This is a genomic window from Corynebacterium sp. (genome assembly GCF_030532325.1).
In the GTDB taxonomy this organism is placed as follows: Bacteria; Actinomycetota; Actinomycetes; order Mycobacteriales; family Mycobacteriaceae; genus Corynebacterium.
Window position 1 is genome coordinate 149,640 of sequence record NZ_JAUNLS010000004.1, and the last position, 26,939, is coordinate 176,578.

At 64.6% G+C, this 26,939-nt stretch carries 23 protein-coding genes; 16 read left to right on the plus strand and 7 right to left on the minus strand.

Translation table 11 applies throughout. The features are described 5' to 3' along the window. Together Q4E25_RS03990 and Q4E25_RS03995 are read right to left on the minus strand one after the other, a co-directional pair. On the minus strand, positions 1–474 hold the full coding sequence (locus Q4E25_RS03990; protein ID WP_303154295.1) for an RDD family protein: 474 nt from the start codon (positions 472–474) through the stop codon (positions 1–3). An 11-nt stretch (positions 475–485) separates the two neighbouring features. Then, positions 486–1,292 carry a class I SAM-dependent methyltransferase gene (locus Q4E25_RS03995; protein WP_303154297.1) on the minus strand — a complete coding sequence of 269 codons (807 nt, stop codon included), beginning with the start codon at positions 1,290–1,292 and terminating at the stop codon, positions 486–488. Between the two features lie 238 nt (positions 1,293–1,530). On the opposite strand from Q4E25_RS03995, the gene rpsA reads away from it, so the two are divergent. Continuing rightward, a complete protein-coding gene (rpsA, locus tag Q4E25_RS04000; protein ID WP_303154298.1) occupies positions 1,531–2,991 on the plus strand; it encodes a 30S ribosomal protein S1 in 1,461 nt (486 codons plus the stop codon). Between the two features lie 100 nt (positions 2,992–3,091). Next, positions 3,092–3,703 carry a dephospho-CoA kinase gene (gene coaE, locus Q4E25_RS04005; protein ID WP_303154300.1) on the plus strand — a complete coding sequence of 204 codons (612 nt, stop codon included), beginning with the start codon at positions 3,092–3,094 and terminating at the stop codon, positions 3,701–3,703. 36 nt (positions 3,704–3,739) lie between these two features. Here the strand turns inward: coaE and Q4E25_RS04010 are convergent, their stop codons facing one another. Next, entirely contained in the window at positions 3,740–5,098 is a 1,359-nt protein-coding gene (locus Q4E25_RS04010; protein ID WP_303154303.1) for a DUF4185 domain-containing protein, read from the minus strand. A gap of 84 nt (positions 5,099–5,182) precedes the next feature. Between Q4E25_RS04010 and Q4E25_RS04015 the strand changes: the two genes are divergently transcribed. From Q4E25_RS04015 to Q4E25_RS04035, 5 genes are all read left to right on the plus strand, one after another. Beyond that, positions 5,183–5,545, plus strand: a complete 363-nt coding sequence (locus Q4E25_RS04015; RefSeq protein WP_303154305.1) for a DUF4259 domain-containing protein — start codon at positions 5,183–5,185, stop codon at positions 5,543–5,545. Between the two features lie 21 nt (positions 5,546–5,566). Next, positions 5,567–7,651: an excinuclease ABC subunit UvrB gene (uvrB, locus tag Q4E25_RS04020; RefSeq protein WP_303154307.1), complete on the plus strand. Its 2,085-nt coding sequence runs from the start codon at positions 5,567–5,569 to the stop codon at positions 7,649–7,651. A 66-nt stretch (positions 7,652–7,717) separates the two neighbouring features. After that, positions 7,718–8,167 carry a universal stress protein gene (locus Q4E25_RS04025; protein ID WP_303154309.1) on the plus strand — a complete coding sequence of 150 codons (450 nt, stop codon included), beginning with the start codon at positions 7,718–7,720 and terminating at the stop codon, positions 8,165–8,167. 179 nt (positions 8,168–8,346) lie between these two features. Further along, complete coding sequence (locus tag Q4E25_RS04030; RefSeq protein WP_303154311.1) at positions 8,347–8,787, plus strand: universal stress protein; 441 nt, start codon at positions 8,347–8,349, stop codon at positions 8,785–8,787. Between the two features lie 402 nt (positions 8,788–9,189). Then, positions 9,190–10,890 (plus strand): HNH endonuclease signature motif containing protein, encoded by a 1,701-nt coding sequence (locus Q4E25_RS04035; RefSeq protein WP_303154313.1) that lies wholly within the window; start codon positions 9,190–9,192, stop codon positions 10,888–10,890. A gap of 197 nt (positions 10,891–11,087) precedes the next feature. On the opposite strand, the gene Q4E25_RS04040 is transcribed toward Q4E25_RS04035, so the two are convergent. From Q4E25_RS04040 to Q4E25_RS04055, 4 genes are all read right to left on the minus strand, one after another. Further along, the gene (locus tag Q4E25_RS04040; protein WP_303154315.1) at positions 11,088–12,104 is read right to left on the minus strand and encodes an App1 family protein; all 1,017 of its coding nucleotides are present in this window, start codon (positions 12,102–12,104) and stop codon (positions 11,088–11,090) included. Between the two features lie 10 nt (positions 12,105–12,114). Further along, positions 12,115–14,328, minus strand: a complete 2,214-nt coding sequence (locus Q4E25_RS04045) for an AAA family ATPase (protein ID WP_303154317.1) — start codon at positions 14,326–14,328, stop codon at positions 12,115–12,117. Positions 14,329–14,491: 163 nt separating this feature from the next. Next, positions 14,492–15,439 carry a DoxX family protein gene (locus Q4E25_RS04050; RefSeq protein ID WP_303154318.1) on the minus strand — a complete coding sequence of 316 codons (948 nt, stop codon included), beginning with the start codon at positions 15,437–15,439 and terminating at the stop codon, positions 14,492–14,494. Positions 15,440–15,556: 117 nt separating this feature from the next. Beyond that, positions 15,557–16,159 (minus strand): MBL fold metallo-hydrolase, encoded by a 603-nt coding sequence (locus Q4E25_RS04055; RefSeq protein ID WP_303154319.1) that lies wholly within the window; start codon positions 16,157–16,159, stop codon positions 15,557–15,559. Positions 16,160–16,265: 106 nt separating this feature from the next. Here Q4E25_RS04055 and uvrA point away from each other — a divergent pair, with 106 nt between their 5' ends. The 9 genes from uvrA (at position 16,266) to Q4E25_RS04100 (ending at position 26,803) form a co-directional block, all read left to right on the plus strand. Then, the gene (gene uvrA / locus Q4E25_RS04060; protein WP_303154320.1) at positions 16,266–19,103 is read left to right on the plus strand and encodes an excinuclease ABC subunit UvrA; all 2,838 of its coding nucleotides are present in this window, start codon (positions 16,266–16,268) and stop codon (positions 19,101–19,103) included. Then, the gene (locus Q4E25_RS04065) at positions 19,104–19,994 is read left to right on the plus strand and encodes an S-adenosylmethionine synthetase (protein ID WP_303154322.1); all 891 of its coding nucleotides are present in this window, start codon (positions 19,104–19,106) and stop codon (positions 19,992–19,994) included. A 247-nt stretch (positions 19,995–20,241) separates the two neighbouring features. Beyond that, on the plus strand, positions 20,242–20,793 hold the full coding sequence (gene infC / locus Q4E25_RS04070; RefSeq protein WP_303154374.1) for a translation initiation factor IF-3: 552 nt from the start codon (positions 20,242–20,244) through the stop codon (positions 20,791–20,793). 36 nt (positions 20,794–20,829) lie between these two features. After that, positions 20,830–21,024 (plus strand): 50S ribosomal protein L35, encoded by a 195-nt coding sequence (rpmI, locus tag Q4E25_RS04075; RefSeq protein WP_303154323.1) that lies wholly within the window; start codon positions 20,830–20,832, stop codon positions 21,022–21,024. A gap of 54 nt (positions 21,025–21,078) precedes the next feature. Beyond that, complete coding sequence (gene rplT, locus Q4E25_RS04080) at positions 21,079–21,462, plus strand: 50S ribosomal protein L20 (RefSeq protein WP_039675591.1); 384 nt, start codon at positions 21,079–21,081, stop codon at positions 21,460–21,462. 242 nt (positions 21,463–21,704) lie between these two features. Next, a complete protein-coding gene (locus Q4E25_RS04085; protein WP_303154328.1) occupies positions 21,705–22,505 on the plus strand; it encodes an RNA methyltransferase in 801 nt (266 codons plus the stop codon). Positions 22,506–22,617: 112 nt separating this feature from the next. After that, positions 22,618–23,664 carry a phenylalanine--tRNA ligase subunit alpha gene (gene pheS, locus Q4E25_RS04090; protein ID WP_303154330.1) on the plus strand — a complete coding sequence of 349 codons (1,047 nt, stop codon included), beginning with the start codon at positions 22,618–22,620 and terminating at the stop codon, positions 23,662–23,664. A gap of 24 nt (positions 23,665–23,688) precedes the next feature. Further along, positions 23,689–26,208 carry a phenylalanine--tRNA ligase subunit beta gene (gene pheT, locus Q4E25_RS04095; protein ID WP_303154331.1) on the plus strand — a complete coding sequence of 840 codons (2,520 nt, stop codon included), beginning with the start codon at positions 23,689–23,691 and terminating at the stop codon, positions 26,206–26,208. 142 nt (positions 26,209–26,350) lie between these two features. Then, positions 26,351–26,803 (plus strand): hypothetical protein, encoded by a 453-nt coding sequence (locus tag Q4E25_RS04100; protein ID WP_303154332.1) that lies wholly within the window; start codon positions 26,351–26,353, stop codon positions 26,801–26,803. The last annotated feature ends 136 nt before the right edge of the window (positions 26,804–26,939 follow it).

The following is a 26,939-nucleotide window of genomic DNA, read 5'->3' on the forward strand; positions in this document are numbered from 1 at the left end:
TTAGGCTGTGCCTGCCGGGCCTGGGGCTTGGTCTGGGACCTTGCGCTCCACCAGGCACCCGGCCAGGATGTCGAAGGGCGTTTGGCCCACGGCCAGCACGCTCAGGCCCAGGATGAGCATGACCGCGCCCTCGACGCTAAACGGTAGCTGCAGCAGCGCGAACAGGGGCAGCAGCAGCCACAGGTTGCGCACTGCCGCACTCACCCACGCGGGGTTGGTGGGGATGACCTGCAGCCTCAGCGACCACTTGCCCAGGGAGCTGCCGGTCTTAGCCTCGACGATGACGCGGTAGAGATAGAACGTCACGGACAGCGCCACGATGTCATAGACGTCGCCGGTGTATCCCGTCAGCGGCTCGTTGGCGGCTCGGTTGATCAGCCACTTGGCCAGCACCACCACGGCGGCGACGAGGAATCCGTCGATCCACCAGGCGACTGCGCGGCGTGCAGTAATTCCGATGCGTTCTTTGATCACGGCTACGTATCCTAGCTTTCGTCCTCGGCGGTCTCGCTCATGGTTGCTGTTTCGCTCACAGCCGACGTCGACGGAACCCCTGCTTCGGCAGTGCAGGAAAAGATGATGGTGCCGGGAAAGATCCGGCCACGCTGCTTCGACCACTGGCCCCAGGTGATGTCCAAATCCTCCGGCCACTCCGGTTCGATGACCGTGTCGATGCGCAAGCCCGCTTCGCTCTGCAGGGCGTGCACCCAGTCACCGAAGGTGCGGTGAAATTCCGCGTAGCTCAGCTCGCCGCGCTCGTCGTGCTCGAGGTAGGCGCGGTCGAAGTAGGAGAGCTCCGCGCACAGACTTGTGGGGTCATCCGGGAACACCCAGCGCATCGGATGCGTGGTGGACATGACAAACCTCCCGCCCGGCGTGAGCACCCGCCGGACCTCCGCCAAGGCGGCGCTGAGATCGGCCACAAAGGGCAAGGCGCCAAAGGCGGAAAACACCACGTCGAAGCTGGCGTCGGCGTAGGGCAGGGCGAGGACGTCGGCCTGCGCCAGCGGCAGTCCCCTCGGCGCGTGGCGCAGCATGCCCCGCGCGATGTCGAAGCCGGTGGCAAACGCCGCCCTTCCGTGTAGCCACGCGGTGCACGGTGCCGAGCCGCAGCCGAGTTCGAGGACGGTGGAGCGGGAGACGTCGCCAAGCAGGCGGGCCTCGGATTCGTGCAGCATCTCCGGACACCAGTAGAAGGAGGAGAGGTAGTCAGGGTGGGCGCGGTGGTAGTCGTCGGCATCCTGATCCCAGAACGCGCGGTTGGCCGCTGAATCGGCACCTATCACTGTCATGGAGTCCTCTCTTCTTCTGCGCGTTTCATATTTGCCGTTTTAGCTGCACCAATGTAGTCTTGTTGGGGCGTGTCTAGGCTACGGGAAGCGCAGAGTCAATTGTAGGAGGGCTCTGGCCTCCACGCGGTGAGATTGAAAACCATCCTTCAACAGGCAGAAGTCCTGTCTTTGTGAGGTTTTTCAAGAGACACGTAACTGTCCATTTACGATCTCCTACGTTTACTCGGAGCATAACTACATGCCATCTTCTAACACCCCTCAGGTTGCCATCAACGACATCGGAACCGCCGAGGACTTCCTCGCAGCTGTTGATGCAACCATCAAGTACTTCAACGATGGCGACATCGTCGAGGGCACCGTGGTCAAGGTTGACCACGATGAGGTTCTGCTTGACATCGGATACAAGACCGAGGGCGTTATCCCGTCCCGCGAGCTGTCCATCAAGCACGACGTCAACCCGGATGAGGTCGTCGAGGTCGGCGACCAGATCGACGCCCTGGTTCTCACCAAGGAGGACAAGGAAGGCCGTCTGATCCTGTCCAAGAAGCGCGCGCAGTACGAGCGCGCCTGGGGCGCCGTCGAGGAGCTGCACGCCAAGGAAGAGCCGGTTACCGGTACCGTTATCGAGGTCGTCAAGGGCGGCCTGATCCTGGACATCGGTCTGCGTGGCTTCCTGCCTGCCTCCCTCGTTGAGATGCGTCGCGTCCGCGACCTGGAGCCGTACATCGGCCAGGAGCTGGAGGCCAAGATCATCGAGCTGGACAAGCAGCGCAACAACGTTGTTCTGTCCCGCCGCGCATACCTCGAGCAGACCCAGTCCGAGGTTCGCTCCGAGTTCCTGCACCAGCTGCAGAAGGGCCAGGTCCGCAAGGGCGTTGTGTCCTCCATCGTCAACTTCGGCGCATTCGTCGATCTCGGCGGTGTCGACGGCCTGGTTCACGTCTCCGAGCTGTCCTGGAAGCACATCGACCACCCGTCTGAGGTTGTCACCGTGGGCGATGAGGTCACCGTTGAGGTTCTCGACGTCGACCTCGACCGTGAGCGTGTCTCCCTGTCCCTGAAGGCTACCCAGGAAGATCCGTGGCGCGTCTTCGCCCGCACCCACGCTGTGGGCCAGATCGTCCCGGGCAAGGTCACCAAGCTCGTCCCGTTCGGCGCCTTCGTTCGCGTCGAGGAGGGCATCGAGGGCCTCGTCCACATCTCCGAGCTGGCTCAGCGCCACGTGGAGGTTCCGGACCAGGTTGTCACCGTTGGCCAGGAAGTCATGGTCAAGGTCATCGACATCGACCTCGAGCGTCGCCGTATCTCCCTGTCCGTCAAGCAGGCTGATGAGGACTACACCGACGAGTTCGATCCGTCCAAGTACGGCATGGCTGACTCCTACGACGAGCAGGGCAACTACGTCTTCCCCGAGGGCTTCGATCCGGAGACCAACGAGTGGAAGGAAGGCTTCGACGAGCAGCGCCAGGCATGGGAGGCTCGCTACGCCGAGTCCGAGCGTCGCTTCAACCTGCACACCGCTCAGATCGAGCGCAACCGTGCAGCTGCTGCTGAGGCTGCCGAGGCCAACGCTGGTTCCAACTACTCTTCCGAGTCCGCTGATGCAGCTCCGGCATCGGCTGGCCAGGCAGAGGCCGGCGGATCCCTGGCTTCCGACGAGCAGCTCGCCGCTCTGCGCGACAAGCTCGCTGGCAACTAAGCACCGCTAGCGCACCCGGGCCCGGGCGGCTCGGTGTTTAGCCTGCAAGGCCGCACTCTTCTCACGAGGAGTGCGGCCTTTTCGCGTATCCTGAGCACTTATGAAGCTCATTGGATTGACAGGCGGAATCGGCAGCGGCAAATCCACGGTGGCCTCCCTGCTGGAGCAGCGCGGCTGGACCATCGTGGACGCGGACCGCATCGCCCGCGAGATCGTCGAGCCCGGCCAGCCGGCACTGGCGGAGCTCGCCCAGGCCTTTGGCGCCGACATCCTCGCGGGGGACGGTTCCCTGCAGCGCGGACTATTGGCCCAGCGCGCGTTTGCCGACGCCGCCCATACCCAACTCCTCAATTCCATCACCCACCCGCGCATCAACGAGGAAACCCAGCGCCGCTTCGCCGCCGCGAAGAGAGCCGGCGCGCAGTTCGTGGTTTATGACATGCCCCTGCTGGTGGATAAGGGCCTGGATAAGAATATGGACGCGGTGATCGTCGTGGACGTGGACGCCGAGGAGCGGGTGCGCAGGCTCGTGGAGTACCGGGGGCTGGGGGAGGAGGATGCGCGGCGTCGGCTAGCGGCACAAATCCCCGATGCCGAGCGCCTGGCCGCCGCCGATTACGTCATCGACAACAACGGCCCACGCGAGGAGTTGGATGCTCGCGTGGGCCGGGTGGCGGAGGCTCTGGAGAAGAGCCTCGATGAGCGCGGCTAAGCGCGCGGGTTAGTTGAGCCTGAGGGCTGGCTTGTCTTAGGGCTGGCTGACGATGTCCTCGACCTCAATGTGATCATCATTTTCCATGTTCTCGCCCACGAAGTCGAGGTCGGTGCGCATGAGCATAGTGTTGTAATCGCGCCAGGAAGTCAGGGTGTAGTAAAGGTGCTGATCATCCTGGTTCGGCATGATGTAGGGGGCGTAGGTGTCATTGAGCGGCGCGCCGGCGATGACCTTGGTGGTCTTCTCGCTCACCAGCATGCGGCGCGGGGACCACGGGCCCTCGGGGCTATTGGCGGTGCGCATGACGATGCCCTGGCCCTCTACGCCGTACATGGTGACGTACTTGCCCAGGTAGTCGTTGTAGGCCACGGAGAGCTCGGAGACCTTGCCGTCGAGCACCACGGTGGCCTGAGCGGGATCGTCGACCCACGAGCCGTCGGCGTAGTACTCGAAGGCGTCCTCGCGCGGGAAGTCCTCCTTCTTCACACGGGAGAGGTAGGCGGAGCCGGCGCGAGAGTTCGGGGTGGAGTAGCGGTAGACGTACTCACCGTCCTGCAGGAAGGCGGATTGCTGCAGGTTCTCGAAGCCCGGGCGGTAGTTATGGCCGCCCGGGATGCTGCTGTTGAGTTCCCAGCCCCAGTCCTCGTTGGTGCGGGTGGAGGAGGGGTCCACCTTCCACGTCTTCCCGCCGTCGGTGGACTTCATGGTGGCGGCGTAGTTGGTCACCCAGCCGGCGTCCAGGTTCGGGTTATCGGCCTTCCACTGGCGCACGGACATGTAGTCGATGTAGTGCACGCCGTTAACCACGATTCCCGCGGTGGGGATGGTGGTGCGCTCGCCGTCCGGGTTCTTGGGGTCACTCTTCATCGAGGGGATGAACTCGCGGGCCTCGGTGCTGGTGGACCAACCGCCGCGGCCCAGGGCTTCCTCGATGCGCAGGCCGTCGCCGTAGTTCTTGTCGGTGGTGCGGGTGAGCACGTTGGAGCGCCAACCGTTGCCTTCCGAGTGGCAGTCGAAGGTATCGCCGAAGGCCAGGTAGGTGTGGCCTTGGCCGTCGTCGTAGGCAATGCCCAGGTCGGTGCCGGCAATGTCGAACTTGGTGTCGGTGCGGCTGGGCGAGCCGGCGCCGGTGACCAGGTTCATGATCTGGGTGGGGCCGGACTTGATGATGCGCTGGTTCTTGTTGCTGAGGTTCTCGCGGGAGGGCGCGGGCTTTGAGGAGGAGCTCGACATGCTGCTCAGCGAGGACAAGCCGGTGGAAGGGCTCGTGTCGGTGACAAAGCTGCCGCTCTCGGAAAAGTCGCTGCACATCGCGGCGGAAGCCTGCGGTGCAATCACGGTAGCGGGCAGAAGGCTAAGCGCGGCGAGCGCGGCGAGAGACTCTTTCTTCATGACAACCAATCTTAAGGGGCACGGCGACCAATGTTTACGTGATGCTTCCGATTCGTTCACGTTCGCTCCATAGAGTCCTTGCCCATGGGAACGTGGGATGTCGGGCCGTTTGACAATCACGCCGCCATCGAAGTGTTGGCGGCGATTCGTGCTGGCTCTTTTGACATTGAACGTTTCAAGAAGACGAGCGCTGACTTGCCGCTCGACGTCGAAGATACCGAGGCAGCAATTGCACTAGGAACGCTAGCAAAAACTCCCCGGGACCGCTTGCCGGAAGGAGTTAAGCCGGAGGCCATCCGCCCGCTGTGCACCCCGCAGACCCGCGCCTGGCTGCGCAAGCGCATCAACGCCGCGCTGGAACCGGATACCTCGCCGGCCTACGCCGTGTGGGAGACCACCGGGGAACTGGAGCAGTGGATCCGCACGGCCCGCGCGGCGCTGCCCTGACGAGCCGCTAGACTGGCAGGCATGGCTTTTGCTGCTGAACATCCCGTCCTGCCCACCTCCGAACACCGCCCGGTAGGAGAGGTCGTTCGCCGCTCCGCGGAATTCAAAGTCGAGTCCGAGTACGAGCCCGCCGGCGACCAACCCAAGGCGATCGCCGAGCTCGACGAGCGCCTACGCCGCGGCGAGCGCGACGTCGTGCTCATGGGCGCTACCGGTACCGGTAAGTCCGCCACGGCGGCCTGGCTCATCGAAAAGCAGCAGCGCCCCACGCTGGTCATGGCGCCGAACAAGACCCTCGCAGCCCAGCTGGCCAACGAGCTGCGCCAGCTGTTGCCCCACAACGCGGTGGAGTACTTCGTGTCCTACTACGACTACTACCAACCCGAGGCCTACATCGCGCAGACGGATACCTACATCGAGAAGGATTCCTCCATCAACGAGGATGTCGAGCGCCTGCGCCACTCGGCCACCTCGGCGCTGCTCTCGCGTCGCGACGTTGTCGTGGTCTCCTCCGTGTCCTGCATCTACGGCCTGGGTACGCCGCAGTCCTACCTGGACCGCTCGGTGGTGCTGCGCGAGGGCGATGAGATCGACCGTGATCAGTTCCTCCGCCTGCTGGTGGACATCCAGTACGAGCGCAATGACGTGGGCTTTACCCGCGGAACCTTCCGCGTCAAGGGCGACACCGTGGACATCATCCCGGCCTACGAGGAGCGTGCGGTGCGCATCGAGTTCTTCGGCGACGACGTGGACGAGCTCTACTACATTCACCCGGTGACTGGCGACGTCCTCGAGCAAGTCGACGAGCTGCGCATCTTCCCGGCCACCCACTACGTCGCGGGCCCGGAGCGCATGGCCAAGGCTGTGGAGGACATCAAGGAGGAGCTGGTCGAGCGTCTGGCGGATCTGGAAAACCGTGGCAAGCTGCTCGAGGCCCAGCGCCTGCGCATGCGCACGGAATACGATCTGGAGATGATCGAGCAGGTGGGTTTCTGCTCGGGCATCGAGAACTACTCGCGCCACGTCGACGGGCGCCCGGCTGGCTCCGCTCCGGCGACGTTGCTGGATTACTTCCCGGAGGACTTCCTCACCATTATCGACGAGTCCCACGTCACCGTGCCGCAGATCGGCGGCATGTTCGAGGGAGACATGGCCCGCAAGCGCAACCTGGTCGAGTTTGGCTTCCGCCTGCCCTCGGCCATGGATAACCGCCCGCTGACCTTCGATGAATTCGAAGAGCGCGTGGGCCAGACCGTGTACATGTCCGCCACCCCGGGTGACTACGAGCTGGCCGCCTCCCAGGGCGAGTTCGTGGAACAGGTCATTCGCCCCACGGGCCTGGTGGATCCCAAGGTCACGGTCAAGCCCACCAAGGGCCAGATCGACGACCTCATCGACGAGGTCCGCACCCGCACCGAGCGCGACGAGCGCGTCCTGGTGACCACCCTGACCAAGCGCATGGCCGAGGATCTTACGGACTACCTGCTCGAGCACGGCATCAAGGTGCGCTACCTGCACTCCGATATCGATACCCTGCAGCGCGTGGAGCTGCTGCGCCAGCTGCGCTTGGGCGAATACGACGTCCTCGTCGGCATCAACCTCCTGCGCGAGGGCCTCGACCTGCCGGAGGTCTCGCTCGTGGCCATCCTCGACGCGGACAAGGAGGGCTTCCTGCGCTCCACCAAATCCCTCATCCAGACCATTGGCCGCGCCGCGCGCAACGTCTCTGGTGAGGTCATTATGTATGCGGACAAGATCACTGAGTCCATGGAGGAGGCCATCGAGGAGACTGAGCGACGCCGCGAGAAGCAGATCGCCTACAACACCGAGCACGGTATCGACCCGCAGCCGTTGCGCAAGAAGATCGCGGACATCCTGGACCAGGTCTACGAGGACGCGGGGGAGGAGTCGGACCCGGCCGCGATCGTCGACAAGCCCGACGTGTCCACCATGGCTGCTGACGAGGTGCAGAAGCTTATCGACGACCTCACGGCCCAGATGCGCGAAGCCGCTCGCGAGCTCAAGTTCGAGCTGGCCGGGCGTTTGCGCGACGAAATTGCGGATCTGAAGAAGGAACAGCGCGGCCTCAAGGAAGCGGGCATCTAACCGCTGTACCATCGCAGATTAGTTTCGTGCCATACTTGTACTGTTTGGAAAAATCGAAGGAGAACAATGCTTAGCTATAACGTGATTGCTGTGGGAACCGATGGCTCTCCGACCTCCCTGCGCGCTGTCCAGGCGGCGGCATCCATGGCGCGGGTCTACGACGCCAAACTCATCATCATGTCCGCGTTCTACAACCACTCCGGCTCCATGCTCGGCGCGCCGAACGCGGAGGACGCCCGCGTTCCCGTCGTGAGCGAGGAGATGTCGGAGAACTTCCTCAACAACGCGGCGGAGATTGCCAACAAGGAGGGTGCGCAGCACATCGAGGTCATCGCCAAGTCCGGCGACCCAGTCAAGGCTCTGCTCGAGATTGCGGAGGACTACAACGCTGACCTCTTCGTCGTGGGTAACAAGGGCCTACACTCCGTGCGCGGCCGCGTCTTTGGCTCTGTGGCTACGGAGCTGACCCGCAAGGCGCACTGCGACGTCGTGGTGGTCAACACAACCGAAGCCTAGGAGTGCCTGGAGTCATGGGCACAGTGTGGGCCTAGCGGTTAGGCTCGCCACAACCGGGCGTCATCCTCTGCTTTGCTGCCAGCTGGTTGTTAGACTTGCTGGTACGTAAAATTGCACACAAATTTCTTCTTGGTCATTGAGAGTTCCGGGGCCGCACGGGCCCCTGAAGAAAGGTCATCATGAGCGATTACAACAAGATCGTGGTCGGCACCGACGGTTCCAAGTCCTCCCTCCTGGCAGTGGAGCGCGCCGCCAAGATCGCCGCAGCCTTCGATGCCACCCTCATCATCGGCTGCGCTTACTACGAGAACCAGGAGCAGGCTTCCAAGACCCTGCGCCAGGATTCCGTCACCATTCTGGGCGATGAAAAGGCGAAGGCTAACCTGGAGGCCGGCAAGGAGCACGCCCAGCAGTTCGGCGCCACCAAGGTGGAGACCGCCGTGCGCCCGGGCACCCCGGTGCAGGCCCTGATGTCCATTGTCAACGACAACAAGGCTGACCTGCTCATCGTGGGTAACCGCGGCATCAACTCGCTGACTGGCCGCCTGCTGGGCTCCGTGCCGGCTGACGTTGCTCGCCAGTCCGATTGCGACGTCATGATCGTTCACACCGTGAACTAAATCTGCGCTCTCGCGGTGCTTAAGGTGCCATACCCTTCGGGGTGTGGCGCCTTTTCTGTTTTCTGGGGGGCTTGTGTTGGGCTGCTGGGGTGGCTTTAAGGGTTTGCGGGCTTTCGGGTTTGTGTGGGGACGCTGGGCGGTTGGGGCGTTCGCGGTATACGGGGTTCACGGGGGTTACGGTCTAAATCGAACTTTTCCGTTTTCAGTGTGTGTTCGATAAGGGGGCCGTCGTTGTGCGGTGTAGCGGTGGGGTGCGGCGAAGCCGCGGCGATGTCCGGGCGCTATGTTCTAATGAAAGATTGACGCTCTATGCGGGTAGCAAAAATATTCGAAATGGGGGTTGACGGGCGGGTGAGTGAAGTTATAATAGAACACGTAAGCGAACGGTAAAAGGGGGTGACCATGAGCGATAAGCACGACCGCATCAACGCACTACTAGCTACGGCGTCGAAGGCGCTGTCGGGGCTCTATGACCTCATGCAGGAACCCTCCGATGTTTATTTTGGGCGAGTGCGCGAAGGTTTTGAGGCCTTCGAGGCGATGCAGTCTCACAAGGGGATTGTCGATGCCGCATTCGCCTTCATTGCGGAGAGGGATGACGCCGGCCGTCACGTGAACTCTTCCAAAGCCGTGGATTATCTAGAGAAGCGCCTGGGCATTCCGTACCAAGAAGCCCAAGCCCGGTTGGATGCCGGCCGCAAGCTCTTCGGTGCGGTTGATGACGTCATCGGCGGGCCAACGCCAGAAGCCGAGCCTGCCCCAGAGGCAGATGCAGATCAGAACGCGGCGGACCAGGCTGATGCGGAGGCGGCGTCCGAGGAGGAGCGCGTCCGCGCCGAGCGCGAGAAGGCCGAGCAGGAAAGGAGGGAGCGCGAGGAAGCCGAGCGTAGAGAGCGCGAACGCGAAGCCGAGCGGAAGCGGCGTGAAGAGCTGCTGCGCAAGCCGTTGCCGCCGCACCTGCTGAAGCTCATCGAGGACGAGCTGCGCAACCTCAACGAGGGCGCAACACCGGGCCCGGCAGAGCTGCGTGAGCAAGCGACGTACAAGGCCCACGTGCTCAGTCCGCTGGAGCTTAGGCAGTGGTTGCGCGACGCAGTGCGCCAGGCCAATAAGTCCACGCGAGGAGTGTTGGGCAATGCTCTGCGCAAGCGCTTCTTGAAGGCGTCGCGGCCAGACCAGGATGGCGGCATGTGGGTGTCTGGCTACTTGGAGCCGGGTGCTGCAGCCATGTTCAAGGCCATCTTCGCGCCCGGCAAGCTTGCCACCCTTAACCCGCAGGATGCGCAGGACGATACGCGTACTTATGGGCAGCGCATGGCGGACCACCTCTCGGTTGTCCTGTCTACCTTCCTTCACGAGCTGCAGGATAAGACCACCGGCGCCGGCCGTGGCGTGGGCTCCATATTGGTGGCGGCCACCCTCGATGAGCTGGAGGGGGTCAATGAGCACACACGCTTTGCCACCAATGTGGGCGTTGAGCTCTCAGCACTCGACGTGCTGCGCTTGGTGCTGGCTGAGAATGACCTCTTCTGCCTGGTTGACCGCAACGGGCATCCCCTGGACATGGGATACACCAAGCGGAAGGCCACCGTGTGGCAAAAGTTAGCCCTAGCAGCAAAGGAGCTGGTGTGCTCCCACGAAGGATGCGATAAGCCGTGGACGGAATGCGATGTTCACCACGTGCTGGCGTGGGCGCAGGGCGGGCCGACTAACTTAGCCAACCTCACCCTGCTGTGCCGTGGCCATCATTCCGATAACAATGACCAGAGGGACGGCTATCGCAACATGGGCCACGCCGAGCGTGACCCAGAGACGGGTCGCGTCGGGTTTGCCGCCCCAGGAGAGCCACTACGCTTCAATGAGTCGCCGACGGCGCAGAAAGCACCGGGGCGCAGGGCTGCACAGAAGGCGGCAGCAAAGGCGGCAGAGAAAGTGGCCAGCAAGGCTGCGGAGGATTCAGCGGAGATGGCTGCTTCGACAGCGGCAGAGAAGCCGCCGGAGAAAACGCCGGAGAACATGGGTGGGAAGGGGCCGAAGAACTCGGCGGGGCCACCCACCGGGAAGGGCTCTGACGGGGAACCACCACCCACGGCAGCCGCCTAGCAGGAAAGCGGCCTTAAGGCAGGGGAAGCGATAGGGCGCGCGACATGAGCGGCGCAGGGCAAGCAGTCACGCCGGGGCACCCGTGTGCCGCGGGGTGAAATGCGCGCACTTCTTAATATGCACGCTGTGGTGTGCACGCTGTGGAGACAACGAGACTACGTTGGTAGAGGTTGAACGCGATGCGCGCAACACAAGGATTAGAGCTCGATACCCTGCGCCCGGAACTCGGCGGCCAGCTCGTCGCCGGTGGCTCCCTGGATCAGCGGGATGGTGTAGTTGCCCTCCTCGTTGGCGGAGGCCAGCGGGGACAGCGAGCCGTGGGAGAGCAGCTGCTCCTGTGGGGAGAGGTTGCGGATGGCCACCGCCGCGATGCGGTCGGGATGCTCGTTGGCTGCGTCGCCGTAGGTGAGCGGGTCGTGCTGGCCGTCGTCGCCCACGAGCAGCCATTTGAACGCGGGGAAAGCGATAAACAGGTTGCGCAGCTGCACGCGCTTGTGCTCCTGGCCGTTGCGGAAGAGTCCGGTGGGGGTGGGTCCCCAGTCCGTGAGCAACAACGGCCCGCGTGGGAAACCGTGTTCTTCCATGAAGCTGACCAAAGTGTCATAGGTGTTCCACGCGCCGGTAGAGAGATAGAAGAAGGGCATGTCCGGATTCTCTGTGAGCAGTTGGCGGTAGAAACGGGCCATGCCCTCGACGGGCTGGCGGGTGTTGGTGCGCTTGACCCAGGAGTTCCACGCCGCAGTGGCCGCGCGCGGCAGCCAGGTGACCATGATGGTGTCATCGATATCGCTGACCACGCCGGTGGTGGTGTTCTCACCCACGATGAGCACCTCGGCCGTGCACTCCTCGGCCCCCGGGGCGCGCAGCGTGGCGGTGTGCCAGCCGGGCTCCAAGCCGTGATCGTGAACGAGGAGATCGATGTAACCGTTGGCGTTGGCGTGCCCGGAGACCGTCCTGTTGCCCACGGTGGCCTCGACCTCCACGTTGCCCACCTGGATGGTGAAGAACTGGCGGTAGCCGCGCTGTGCCCACGTCTCGGTGTCCGCTGCCTCGGGATTGTGCATGAGCACACGGCCGAGCACGTGGACAAAGTTCTCGTTGCCGTAGCCGATGTATCCCGTGATGCGCGGTACCCAGCCCCGGGCGCGGGAGCGCCTCAGCGCCTGGGAATTGGTGGCGCGCTCAATCTTGCGAGCAATGTCTGACAGACCCATGACAGCCAGGCTAGCCGAATGTTGCGCTGTAGCGCCCAGCTATCGTCAGCGTCTGAGTTGCACGCGTGATGGCCACGTAGAGATTATGCAGGCCCTGCGGCGAGGCCTCCACGATGAGATCCGGGTCCACCACGACGACGTGGTCAAACTCGAGGCCCTTGACGGATTCCACCGAGTCTGCGGTGATGACCGCGTGGAGCCTGCCATCCTCATCAGTGAAGGTGCCGGGATTAAGGCCGGTGGCGTCGTCGGTCCAGGCGACCTCGGCGCCATCGCGGATGGCGGTGGCCGGGGTGGCCTCCGGGTTGATCTCCTCCAAGAGCTCGTTGGCCAGCGTGGTCACCGGCTGCGGGGTGCGGTAGTTGACGGTGAGCTCGTGGTGGCGGAAGCGCGCGCCGACGAAGGGCTCGAGGGTCTCCGACCAGTCATCCACGCCGGCCGGCGAGCCCGTCTGGGCGGTGTCGCCCACCAAGGTCATCCAGCGGTTGGGGCTTCGGCGAAAGAGCATGCGCCATTCCATGGGAGTCAACTCTTGCGCCTCGTCGACGATGACGTGCCCGTAAGCCCAGGTGTAATCTGCCTGCGCGCGCTGCGCGGTGGAGCGCTGATCCCGCACCTCGTGGCGGCGCGCCAAGTGCTCGGCATCGATGACGTCGTGGGCAGAGAGGATCTCGGCTTCGAACATGTCGTCGTCGTTATCGGTGGAGTCCGAGGAGCTCAGGATGTCAAGCGCATCCTCGGCCTCGGCCACCTGCTCGCGCCACTGGCGCTGCTCGGCCTCGCGTTGGGCGTCGGGATCCGGCATGCCGATGAGGACCGCGAGCTCGTCGAGAAGCGCGGCGTCCGAGGCTGTCCACGCTTCACCGTCAGCGCGGTAGAGCGCCTCGCGGGTGTCGTCGTCGTAGCCGCGGGCGGCGGAGTCGATGCGGGAATCGTCGGAAAGCAATGCAGAGAGCACCTCGGTGGGGCTCAGCTGCGGCCAGAACTCCTCGATGAGCTCGGTGACCGCGGGCTCCTCACTGAGATCGTCGTGAAGCTGATCCACGTCCGCGCGAGAGAGCAGGTTGGATCCGCCCAGCGGATCGGCGCCGATGCGCTCGGCCATCTGCTGCGCCAAGGACTCCGTGAGGTGCTCGGCAAAGATGGCCTGGGCATCATTGTGCGGTTTGCGCGAGCGCCGTGCCCGCGTGCGCGCGGCCTTGACCATCTCGGGCGTGACCTCAAGCTGCAGGCTGTCGATGCGCAGGGTGAGGGGCTCCTCGGGCAGGCGCTGGTAGTCCTTGACCGCGGTCCCCATGATCTCCACCATGGCCGCCGACCCCTTGATCTCGCGGCCGGCCAGGGACTCCTCGGCCACCGGAGTCATGCCGGGGAAGAGAGTGCCGATGGTGGAGAGCACCACGCCGGTCTCGCCCAGCTCGGGCAGGACGCGGGAGATGTAGTCGAGGAAGGTGCGGTTGGGGCCGACGATGAGCACGCCCGTCGAGGCGAGCTGTTCGCGGTGCGTGTAGAGCAGGTAGGCCACGCGGTGCAGGGCGACGGCCGTCTTGCCCGTGCCGGGCCCGCCTTCGACCACCATGACGCCGCGGGTGTTATCGCGGATGATCTCGTCCTGCTCGCGCTGAATGGTGTCGACGATAGAGGCCATGTGGCCGGTGCGCGCCCGGTTCAGTGCCCGGGTAAGCGCGGACTCGCTGGCCACACTGGAGTCTTCCGCGATGGTCTCGCCGATGAGGACCTCGTCGTGGATGTCCGTCACCGTGCGGCCGGTGGTACGGATATGGCGGCGCACGTGCACGCCCTCAGGCTGGGCAGTGGTGGCCAGGTAGAAGGGCCGGGCCATGGGGGCGCGCCAATCCAGCAGCAGGGTGCGGTAGTCATCCTCGCGGGCGTCGAGGCCCATGCGCCCGATGTAGCGGCGGTCCAGGCCCTCCTCGGTGGGGTTATCGCCTGGGGCGTCGATATCGATGCGGCCGAAGACGAGGCCCACCTGGGCCAGGTTGAGGCGGTCGAGCTTTGCCTGCAGGCCGTGGTATTCCGTTTCGCGGCGGACGAGGGCGTCGGCGTCAGGAGTGTGCGGATCCACCTGTGCCTGGACCTCGTTCAGGCGGCGCTGCGCGGTGTCCACCTCGGCGTCGAGGCGCTCAAAAAGCCCATCGACGTAGGCCTGCTCGGCGCGGATTTCCGCGTCTTGGGACTGCGAACCGGGGGTTGATTCAGTCAACGACGTTCCTTCTGTGCAGCTGAGATGTAAGTCTGAGAATGCGAGTGATGCATGCTTGGATAGGGCATTAATGAAAAATGACAACGGCCCAGCTTAGTAGCTGGACCGTTGCGTGTCAGTTCCGTGAATCTTGCGTCACGGCCGCGGTGAGGTGACCGGAAGATTAGTCGAGCTTGTCACCGAACTTGTTGAAGGCCTTGTCGAGCTTCTTGGTGGCCTGCTTCTGCAGCTTCTCTGCCTTCTTGCGGGCCTTCTTTGCGGTGCGCTTGTTAGTGGCTGCATCGACCTTGTTCAGGGCGATGTCAGCGCGATCCTGCGCCTTGGCAGCGGCCTTGACGGCACCCTTGCGGGCGGTCTCAGCGTTATCGCGGGCGGCCTTGAGCCAGTCATCCTTGTTGGACTCAAAGAAGTCGCGGGCGTCCTCAACGGCATCCTCGACAAAGTCGCGGGCGTTGTCGAAGAACTCGCGGCCTGCGGACTCCCAATCCTCGCGGTTGTCCTCGACGTACTCCTTGGCGTCCTGCACGTAGTCCTTGGCGGTCTCGAACCAGTCGTTGGCCTTGGCGCTCACCTCGGAGGAGAAGTCATTGGCGCGGGAGGAGAGCTCGTCAGCGAACTTGCTCTGCTCGGACTTGGAAGGCAGGGCCTGCTGGATCTTCTTGTTGGCGCGCTGGGAAGCCTTGGCGGTGCGCCAGCGCAGGGAGGGCTTGCCCTCGGTGTCCTGGGTAAGAATGGTCAGAGCCCCCAGCAGGGCAGTATCGGTGAGGAAGCCCTGGCGGCGTTCGGCCTTCTCCTCGGAGGTGCCTTCCTCCCAGAAGGCGTTGCCCAGCAGGCTAGGAATGTGGGAAATGGCCAGCAGCGCGGCGGAGGTGCGCGGTGCCTTGCCGGTGGCGAAGGTCGCGGCGGCGCCGGTCTTGACGCCGCCCAGTGCGCGGGTTACCAACTCCGGGTCATTGGGAATATAGCCGGCGTACTGCTTCGGGGTGACCTTGCGCAGACGCTTGAGCACGGACTCGGTCTCAGCCACATGGTCAGACGTATTGCGCAGCATGTCCACGCCGTCCCACACAAAAATCGAGGCCAGCATCGGACGGGCAAACTTACGGATCATCTCGTGCTCCATTCATCAGGAATCAAATGTGCGTCACACCAGTGTACGCGCGTTCCTATAAATATGTTTGCACTTTGAGGAACCCTTGGACGAGGCGCAAGGGCCTTGCCTGTGGGGTTACCAGCGGCGCTCCCACCACTCGTCGAGATGCGGGCGCTCGGCGCCCAAGGTGGTGGGCTTGCCGTGCCCGGGACGCACGATGGCTTCGTCGCCGTAGACCTCGAAGATGCGCTCGCTGACGTCCTTGAATAGGCGCACGAAGTCCCCCTCCGAGGTGGTCTTGCCCACGCCACCGGGGAAGAGGGAATCGCCCACGAAGAGGTTGGTCGTGCCTGCGATCTCTGCCGCGATGGCCGCTCCACCCGGAGTGTGGCCGCGCAGCACCATGACGGGCAGCTCGTGGTCGGCGAAGGGGAGGACGTCGCCGTTGTTGAGCTCGACGTCGACTTCCGCGGGCAGGGCGGGGGCGTCGAGGAAGGAGGCGTAGTGGGTCGCGCCGGTGGCCTGGAGGACATCGTTCAGCGCACGCGAGTGATCCCAGTGGCGGTGCGTAGTGAGCACGGCGCTGATGCGCACGCCGTTGTCCTTGGCCAGGGAGAGGAGGGCGGGGGCGTCATCGGCGGCGTCGACAAGCAGGGCCTCATCACCGGCGCAGATGAGGTAGCAGTTGTTGTCCATCTCGGACACGGAAATACTGTGGAGCGAAAGCGCGTTATTCATGTGTCCAACCCTACGGGTAGATTCAAGGCAGGTACACCGGCCGGAGATAAATGGGCTGGTGATAAGAATGAAGTCTGAACATTGACGTCGAAGGAAGGCTCGGATAGTGGCTGATCGTTTGGTCGTACGCGGGGCTCGCGAACACAACCTCAAAGGCGTGGATATCGATCTCCCGCGCGACAAGATGGTGGTGTTTACCGGGCTGTCGGGTTCGGGCAAGTCCTCGCTGGCGTTTGACACCATCTTTGCGGAGGGCCAGCGCCGTTACGTGGAATCGCTGAGCTCCTATGCGCGCATGTTCCTGGGGCAGATGGACAAGCCGGACGTCGACTTCATTGACGGATTGTCCCCGGCGGTGTCCATTGATCAGAAGTCCACTAACCACAACCCGCGCTCCACGGTGGGCACCATCACTGAGATCTATGACTACCTGCGCCTGCTCTTCTCCCGCGCGGGTACGCCGCACTGCCCGACGTGCGACGCCGTCATCGAGCGCCAGACCCCGCAGCAGATCGTCGACGGCGTTCTGGAGCAGGAAGAGAGGCTGAAGTTCCAGGTCCTCGCGCCGGTGGTGCGCAAGCGCAAGGGCGAGTTTGTGGATCTCTTCGCTGACCTGGCCGCGCAGGGTTACGTGCGCGTGCGGGTGGACGGGGAGCTCTACCAGCTCTCCGAGCCTCCCACGCTCAAGAAGCAGGTCAAGCACGATATCGACGTGGTGGTTGACCGCTTGCAGGTCAAGGCCTCGCAGAAGCAGCGCCTTACCGATTCTGTGGAGACGGCCCTGCGGCTTGCCGACGGCCTCGTGACCCTCGACTTCATCGACCGCCCGGAGCTCACGCACACCTACTCCGAGAAGGCCGCCTGCCCCAACGGGCACACGCTGGCGGTGGAGGAGTACGAGCCGCGCGCCTTCTCCTTCAACGCCCCCTTCGGCTCCTGCCCGGTCTGCGATGGCCTGGGCACGCGACTGGAGGTGGACATCGATCTGCTCATCCCGGATCCGGACGCCCCGGCTGTCGACGCCATCCAGCCCTGGCACTCCAGCCCCAACTCGCGCTACTTCACCAAGCTGGTGGAGGGTCTGGGCGCCGCCCTGGGCTTCGACCCGCAGACCCCGGTATCCGAGCTCACCAAGGAGCAGCGCACGGCACTGATCTATGGCTCCGAAGTCGAGGTCAACGTGCGCTACAAGAACCGCTACGGGCGCCAGCGCAACTGGTCCGCGCCGTTTGAGGGCGCGGTGGGCTTTATCGAGCGCAAGCTGGATCAGGCCGATTCCGAGTCACAGAAGGACCGCCTGCTGCAGTACACCCGCCGCGTGCCCTGCCAGACCTGCGGCGGAACGCGTTTGAAGCCGGAGATCCTCGCGGTGCGGCTGAGCTCGACCACCCACGGCGAGCAGTCCATCGCCGGGCTGTGTGCGTTGTCCATCGATGAGGCCGCCGAGTTCCTTGACTCCCTGGTGCTGGGCCACCGAGAGGAGATCATCGCGGGCGCGGTGCTCAAGGAGATTCAGGCGCGCTTGCGCTTTCTTCTCGACGTCGGCCTCAACTACCTCACCCTGGACCGCGGCGCCTCCACGCTCTCCGGCGGCGAGGCACAGCGCATCCGCCTGGCTACCCAGATCGGTTCCGGCCTGGCCGGGGTGCTCTACGTCCTGGACGAGCCCTCCATCGGCCTGCACCAGCGCGATAACCAGCGGCTCATTGGCACGCTCAAGCGTCTGCGCGATATCGGCAACACGCTCATTGTGGTCGAGCACGATGAGGACACCATCCGGGAGGCGGACTGGCTTGTCGACGTCGGACCGCGCGCCGGCGAGTACGGCGGCCAGGTGGTTTACCAGGGCGAGCCGGCAGGTATCCTCGAGCAGGAGGACTCGCTGACCGGGCAGTACCTTTCCGGCACAAAGGTGCTGGCGGTGCCGGATCAGCGCCGCGAGATCGACCGCGAGCGCACGCTGAAGGTGGTGGGCGCTCGCGAGAACAACCTCAAGGGCATCGACGTGGAGATCCCTCTGGGCGTGCTGGTATGCGTCACGGGTGTGTCTGGCTCGGGCAAGTCCACCGTGGTCAACCAGATCCTGGCCAAGACCCTGGCCAACAAGCTCAACCGCGCCCGCCAGGTGCCCGGCCGCGCCAAGCGCGTGGAGGGCGTGGAGCACCTAGACAAACTGGTGCAGGTGGACCAGAGCCCCATCGGCCGCACGCCGCGCTCCAACCCTGCCACCTACACGGGCGTCTTTGACAAAATCCGCAACCTCTTCGCGGAGACGCAGGAGGCGAAGGTGCGCGGCTACAAGCCGGGGCGATTCTCCTTCAACGTCAAGGGCGGGCGCTGTGAGGCCTGCCAGGGTGACGGCACCATCAAGATTGAGATGAACTTCCTGCCCGATGTCTACGTGCCCTGCGAGGTCTGCCAGGGCGCGCGCTACAACCGCGAGACCCTCGAGGTGCTCTACAAGGGCAAGAACATCGCCGAGGTGCTGGACATGCCGATCAGCGAGGCCGCCGAGTTCTTCGAGCCCATCACCTCGATCCACCGCTACCTCAACACCCTGGTGGAGGTGGGCCTGGGCTACGTGCGCCTGGGGCAGTCCGCCACCACGCTCTCCGGCGGCGAAGCCCAGCGCGTCAAGCTTGCCTCCGAGCTGCAGAAGCGCACCAACGGGCGCACCGTTTACATCCTCGATGAGCCCACCACGGGCCTGCACTTCGAGGACATCCGCAAGCTCATGCTGGTCATCCAGGGGCTGGTGGATAAAGGCAACTCGGTGATCATCATCGAGCACAACCTGGACGTCATCAAGGCAGCTGACTGGATTGTGGACATGGGCCCGGAGGGCGGCTCGGGCGGCGGCACGGTGGTGGCCCAGGGCACCCCTGAGGATGTCGCCGCTGTGGAAGGCTCCTATACCGGCCAGTTCCTCAAGGAGATGCTCTAGGTGAGCCCCCAGCTGCGGCGGTGCCGGGGCGGCGCGGGAACGCTGTGCGCGCTGCTCGCCGTGGCGGGGGCGGCGGTGGGAGCGTGTGGGGTGCCGCCAAGCGAGCGCGCGGAAGAGCAGGCACCACAGATCGGTCGCGGTGGCGAGCTCTCCGCCGCGGCGCGGAAGGAGGTCGGCGCGGAGTTGGACGCTGTGATCACGCGGGTAGAGCGGGAGTTCGACGTGCGCGCGGGGGTGTCCGTGGCCGACGTGCAGGGCACGCTCGACGCCGGAATCCCGGGCGAGGAGCCCACGTGGTCCACGGTGAAGCTGCCCATCGCCATCGTCGCCGCGGGCCTGGGCGCGGAGGATAGCGTGGTGGACCTCGCCATCAAGGAATCGGACAACGACGCCGCGTACGCGCTGTGGATGACCATCGCCTACGCCGAAGGGGATCCCGTGGCGGCGGTGGAGGACTTTGTGGCCACCCATGACTCGCGGGCGCAGCTGCAGGACCCCTTTGGCTACTCCACGTGGCTGCTGGAGGATCAAGCGCGCTTTGCCCGCAACCTGTCCTGTATGCCGGAGGCCGAGCACGTCTATAAGGCCATGGGCGAGATAGTGCACTGGCAGCGCAACGGGCTCAGCGCGCTGCAGAACTCCCGCGCCAAGGGCGGCTGGGGGCTTTCGGAGCTCGATGACACCTATACCCACCGGCAGGTGGGCGTGCGCAGTGACGGGCACGGGGATCTCGGCGTGGCCCTCGAGGTCACCATGCCCTCCGAGGCTGCCGGTGACGCCGAGGACGCACTCAACGCGCTGGCTGAAGAGACCGACCACGTCCTGGCTCGGGCGCTGCACTCCGGCGCGTTGCAGGCCGTGGAGCATTGTGAACCCGGGGCTGCGGCGTGATTTTGACAGCACGCGCTGTGGTGTTAATGTAGTGGGCACTACCGCCCGTAGCGCCTCCTCCAGGAGGTACTTGGGCCGCAAGCGGAGCTTCTCCCACCTGACGCCGTGCTAAGAGGCATTGACCTCGCAGCAATGGATAAGGGTAAAAGAGTAGGCACCTCAACAGGTTTGAGGTTCTTATTCGAGAGAGCTCCCGGCTGCCAGCAGGCAGGCTGGGATTTTTGTTTGTGGTCACGGTAGGCACACCATTAACCCCTTTCAATCGAGGAGAACCACAATCAGCGCTGAAGCTCGCATTAATGAGCGCATCCGAGTACCCGAGGTCCGTCTTGTTGGCCCCGGTGGTGAACAGGTGGGCATCGTCCGTACGGATGACGCTCGCAAGCTTGCCTACGAGGCAGATCTTGACCTCGTCGAGGTTGCCCCGAACGCCAAGCCGCCCGTAGCCAAGATCATGGACTACGGCAAGTTTAAGTACGAGCAGGCTCAGAAGGCCCGTGAGGCCCGCAAGAACCAGCAGCAGACCGTGGTGAAGGAACAGAAGTTCCGCCCCAAGATTGATGATCACGATTACGAGACCAAAAAGGGCAACGTGGTGCGCTTCCTGGAGAAGGGTTCCAAGGTCAAGGTGACCATCATGTTCCGCGGCCGTGAGCAATCGCGCCCGGAGCTCGGTTTCCGCCTCCTGGAGCGTTTGGCTGAGGACGTCGCCGAGTACGGCGTCGTCGAGTCGCGCCCCAAGCAGGATGGCCGCAACATGACCATGGTCTTGGGACCAGTCCGCAAGGGCAAGAAGTAGACCACGCTCCACTTAGGATTTAAGGACTTAATTCTCATGAAGCAGAAGACCCACAAGGGCACCGCCAAGCGCATCAAGGTGACCGGTTCCGGCAAGCTGCGCCGTGAGCAGGCTGGCCGCCGCCACCTGCTGGAGGGCAAGCCGTCCAAGCGCACCCGCCGTCTGAAGGGCACCCAGGACGTCGCCGCATCCGACGTCAAGCGCGTGAAGCGTCTGCTCGGCCGCTCCTAATCAGCGCCGAATCAACCCACACACCCACAATCTAGTTTTTAAGGAAGTATCACTGTGGCACGAGTAAAGCGCTCAGTTAACGCCAAGAAGAAGCGCCGCGCGATTCTGAAGTCCGCCAAGGGCTACCGTGGCCAGCGCTCCCGCCTCTACCGTAAGGCCAAGGAGCAGTGGCTGCACTCCATGACTTACGCTTACCGCGACCGTCGCGCCCGTAAGTCTGAGTTCCGCAAGCTGTGGATCCAGCGCATCAACGCTGCTGCCCGCATGAATGACATCACCTACAACCGCCTCATCCACGGCCTGCGTCTGGCTGAGATCGAGGTTGACCGCAAGATGCTCGCCGAGCTGGCTGTCAACGACTTCGAGGCTTTCTCCGCACTGTGCGAGGCCGCCAAGGCCGCACTGCCGGAGGACGTCAACGCTCCGAAGGCTGCCTAAGCATTCAGGCTTGTACCCCGGACCCGCGAAGGGTTTCGGGGTATTTTTGTTTTAACCCGTCTGTTGTAGACCCCGCCGGAGGGATTCATCTTCATCATCGTCGGTGCTGGCGGCTACGACCGCGACGGCCGCGGCGTTCCGCTGCAGAAGTAGTAGGCAGCGCTAGCTCCGTGCGTGGCTAGCTCCGCGCGCGGGGCCGCCTGAGGGCCAAGAGGGGGAGCCGGGGATGTAGTCTCGACTGCATGGACCTAGATTTTTCTTCCGCCTTTACTGAGCGCACTCCACGCATCGTCAACGCCGCCAAGCTCCACCGCGCGGCCGCGCGCAAGAAGGCCAACCAATTCCTGATCGAGGGCGAAAACGCCGTGGACGCCGCGGTGTCTACCGGTGCAGCCACCGACGTCTTCGTCACCGAGAAGGCCGCAGAGCGCTTCGAGGAGATCCTCACTACATGCGGCTACATGGACGTCTACGTCCACCCGATAACTGATAAGGCGGCCAAGCACCTCTCCGATACCGCAACGACCACCGGCCTCTTTGCGCTGTGCCGGCCGGTGCTGTGGAGCGCGGGCAAGATCCTCAACGGTAAGCCCTCGCTGGTCTCTGTCCCGGTGCTCACCTCCGAGCCCGGTAACGCGGGCACCCTGATCCGCACCTCGGATGCCATGGGCGCCGACGGCGTCATTTTCGCCGGTGAAACCGTTGACCCCCTGGGCTGCAAGGTTGCCCGCGCCTCTGCAGGCTCGCTCTTCCACATCCCGGTGGCCCGCGAGCCCAATATCAAGGACGTGCTGGGCCAGTTGCGTAAGTCTGGGATGCAGATCCTGGCTACGGCCGCCGACGGGGAAGTGGACTTGGCCGATGCCGATCTCTCCCAACCCACCGCGTGGCTCTTTGGCAACGAGGCCCACGGCCTGGGCGACATCCAGGAGGAGGCCGACGTGCGCGTGCGCATTCCCATCCTGGGGCGTGCGGAGTCCCTCAATCTGGCCACCGCGGCGGCGATCTGCCTCTACGAGTCCGCGAAGGCGCAGGCGCGCTAGGTAGGCTCTGCTCAGCGATTGATTTTTCTGTCCCCGCGTGCCCGGCGCCAGTCCAAGCAAGGTAAGATAACCGGCGTTAGTTTTTGGCGCTAGAAGAAGGTTTTTAAGGCACGTGTCCGACACACCTCAGATCGAATTGACCGAAGCCGCACTCGCTGCGGCTGCCGACGCCGCCATTGCAGCGTTCGACGCGGCTGCCACCCTCGACGAGCTGGCCGCCGCTCGCCGCGAGCACTTGGGCGAAAAGGGCTACATCCCCCAGGCACGAACCAGCCTGGGCAGCCTGCCGAAGCAGGAGCGCAAGGACGCTGGCCGTCGGGTGAACATGGCCCGCGGGCGCGTCGAGAAGCGCTTTGCGCAGGTGAAGGACGAGCTGGAGGCCAAGGCCCGCGCTGAGCAGCTGGCCGCGGAGACCGTGGACGTGACCGTTCCCACCACCCGCGCGCAGACCGGTGCGCTGCACCCCATCACCGCGCTCTCCGAGCGCATCGCGGACATCTTCGTGGGCATGGGCTGGGAGATCGCCGACGGCCCCGAGGTCGAGGCGGAGTACTTTAACTTCGACGCCCTGAACTTCAAGCCCGATCACCCGGCCCGCACCCTGCAGGACACTTTCCACGTCTCCACCACGGGCTCCAAGCAGGTGCTGCGCACGCACACCTCTCCGGTGCAGGTGCGCACCATGCTCGAGCGCGAGGTTCCGCTTTACATTGCCTGCCCGGGCCGCGTCTTCCGCACCGATGAGCTGGACGCCACCCACACCCCGGTATTCCACCAAGTCGAGGGCCTGGCGGTGGACAAGGGCCTGACCATGGCCCACCTGCGCGGCACCCTAGATCACCTGGCCAAGGTGCTCTTTGGCCCGGAGACCAAGACCCGCATGCGCACCAACTACTTCCCGTTCACGGAGCCCTCCGCCGAGGTGGATGTGTGGTTCCCCAATAAGAAGGGCGGCGCCGGCTGGATCGAGTGGGGCGGCTGCGGCATGGTCAACCCCGCCGTCCTGCGCGCGGTGGGCGTGGACCCCGAGGAGTACACCGGCTTTGCCTTCGGCATGGGCCTGGAGCGCACCCTGCAGTTCCGCAACGGCCTGACCGACATGCGCGACATGGTCGAAGGCGACGTCCGTTTCACCCTGCCCTTCGGCGTGCAGGCTTAACCCAGAAAGGAAGAGGAATACACCATGCTTATTGCACAAAACTGGGTCACCGGCCTGCTGCGCGCGCAGAACGAGGGCTGGGCCGTCAGCTCGGAGGAGATGGACGCGGGTTTTGTCCGCGTCGGTTTCGAGACCGAGGGCTACGACGCCCTGCCGGAATCCACCGGCCCGTTGGTCATCGGTTACGTCGAGTCTTTCGAGGAGCTCGAGGGCTTCAAGAAGCCCATCCGCTACTGCCAGGTCAACGTGGGCGACGCCAACGGCACCGGCGAGCTGCAGGGGATTATCTGCGGCGCCCGCAACTTCCGCCAGGGCGATCACGTGGTGGTGGCGCTGCCGGGCGCTGAGCTGCCGGGCGGCTTCGCCATCGCCGCGCGCAAGACCTACGGCAAGATCTCCAACGGCATGATGTGCTCGGGCGCCGAGCTGGGCTTCGGGGACAAGTCCGAGGGCATCATCGTGCTGGGCGAGGAGTACGCCGAGCACGTGGGCCAGGACGCCCGCCCGCTCATCGGCCTGGAGGATACCGTCTTCGAGGTCAACATCACCCCGGACCGCGGCTACGCGCTGTCCGCCCGCGGCCTCACCCGCGAGCTGGCCTCCGCCTTTGATCTGAGCTTTGCCGACGTCGCCGCCGATCCCTCCGTGGCCGGCATCGACGTCTCCCTGGTTCCGGCGGCCAAGGGCGAGCTCATCGGCGTCGATCTGCGCGCCGAGACCAAGGCGCAGCGCTTCGGTTTGCGCAAGGTTACCGGCATCGATCCCACGGTGCGCACTCCCTTCTGGCTGGAGCGCGAGCTCATGCTCTCCGGCCAGCGCAGCGTCAACCTGCCCACGGACGTGACCAACTACGTCATGCTGCTGCTCGGCGCGCCGATGCACGCCTTCGACGCCGCCGTGGTCAAGGGTGATCTCGTGGTGCGCAACGCCAAGGCGGGCGAGAAGCTGGAGACTCTGGATCACGTCGAGCGCGATCTCTCCACCGAGGACGTGGTGATCTGCGACGAGAATGGCATCCAGTCCCTAGCGGGCGTCATGGGCGGCACCTCCTCGGAGGTCTCCGAGCAGACCACGGACGTCTACTTCGAGTCCGCCATCTGGGATCCGATTACGGTGGCGCGCACCTCCCGCCGCCACAAGCTCTCCTCCGAGGCCTCCCGCCGCTTCGAGCGCGGGGTGGATCCGGCCATCGTCGAGGTGGCCCTCGACGTCGCCTGTGCCCTGCTGGTGCAGATTGCTGGCGGCACCGTGGAGTCCGGCCGCACGCTGGTGGGGGACGTAGCCAAGCGCGAGCCCATCACCCTGCGCACCGCGAAGCCGGCGGAGTACGCCGGCGTGGAGTACTCGCGCGAGACCGTGATCAAGCGCCTGGAGGAGGTTGGCTGCGAGGTCACTGACAACGGTGAGACCCTCTCGGTGGTGCCGGCTTCCTGGCGCACCGATATCGCAATGGACGTGGACCTCATCGAGGAGATCCTGCGCCTTGAGGGCCTGGAGGATATCCCGACCGTGCTGCCCACCCCGGTGGGCGGGCGCGGCTTGACCCCGGCGCAGAAGCGCCGCCGCGCCGTGGGCCACGGCCTGGCCTACGCTGGCTACGCCGAGGTGCTCCCAGCACCGTTCATCAAGAACGACACTTTCGATACCTGGGGCTTGGCTGCTGACGACGAGCGCCGCCGCACCGTCGAGGTGCAGAACCCGTTGGAGTCCGATAAGGCCATGCTCTCGACGACCCTGCTGCCCAACATGCTCGAGGCCATCGCACGCAACGTGGCGCGCGGCCGCCACGACTTGGCTCTCTTCGGCCTGCAGCAGGTGGCCTTCAAGCGCGCCGAGGCCTCCCCGATGCCTTCGGTGGAGTCTCGCCCGGCCGATGAGGTCATTGCCCAGCTGCGCGACTCCCTGCCGGAGCAGCCGCTGCACGTGGCCACCGTGGCCACCGGCAACATCGAGCATGAGGGCCCGTGGGGCCAGGGCCGCGCCTACGGGTGGGCTGACGCCATCGAGTCCGCCCGCCTGGTCGCCCGCGCCGCCGGCGTGGAGATCAGTGTGGAGGCCGCCGAGCAGCTGCCGTGGCACCCGGGCCGTTGCGCGGCCATCAAGGTTGCCACCGCCGAGGGCGAGCAGGTCATCGGCTACGCCGGCGAGCTGCACCCGCAGGTTCTGGAGGCCCTGGAGCTTCCGGCGCGCACCTGCGCCATGGAGCTGAGCGTGAGCGCGCTGCCGTTGGAGGAGCGTTTCCCGGCACCCGTGCTCTCCGCCTTCCCGGCCCTGCATCAGGACATCGCCCTGGTGGTGGATGAAAAGACCCCGGCTGAGCAGGTCCGCGAGATCGTCGAGGAGGGCGCTGGCCCGCTGCTGGAGAGCGTGCAGCTTTTCGACGTCTTCCGCGGCGAGCAGATCGGCGAGGGCAAGAAGTCCCTGGCCTTCCAGATGCTCTTCCGCGCGGAGGATCGCACGCTGACCGACGACGAAGTCAACGAGCACCGCCTGGCCGCGGCCGAGCTGGCCAAGCAGCGCCTGGGCGCGGAGATGCGCGCCTAGTCCCGCGCGCGACCTGGTCGCGCGTGACAATCAGGTAACAGTTCAGAGAACACATCCCTGCTGCGGTAGCGAGGATGTGTTCTTTGTCATATTCTGGGCGGCGTTGGACTTAGCCTATATCCCTATCGAAAGGACTGTTCTCATGCGTCGCACATCTCGTTTCCTCGCTGCTCTGGCCGTTGGCGGAGCACTCATCGCCGCTCCCATGGCGTCGGCTCAGTCGATCCAGGGCCTGTCTAACTACGACGGCTCCGTCAAGTGCGAGTTCGGCAACCTGCAGGGCACCTACATCCGCTGCCACTCCGATGGCGCCCGCGCCACCCGCCCGGACTGCAACCCGCCGCAGCAGAAGGCACCGCGCTTCCAGTACTTCCGCGGTAACGTGTTCACCAGCTGCGATAACCAGGGCTTCCAGGCCACCAATTTCGCCCCGATGGGCAAGGGCCAGGCCCGCCAGATCGGTGAGGTCATCGTGGTCTCCGACATGCAGGGCGGCCTGCACTTTGCCAGCCCGCAGGGCTACAAGGGCTACATCGGCAAGAAGGCCGTTTCCGGCCCGGAGGGCATGGGCCAGATTTCCTCCCGCGCGTTCTAGGGCGCGGCCCGTCCGTCGGGGGCGGGGCACACGTCAAGGGGCCGGCGCTGCCTGCCCCTCTTTTTTCGTTTTGGATACCCGGCATCTCGGTGCCGTGGGCGCCGGGCTGCGGGGCGAAAGAGTTTCTTACTGAATA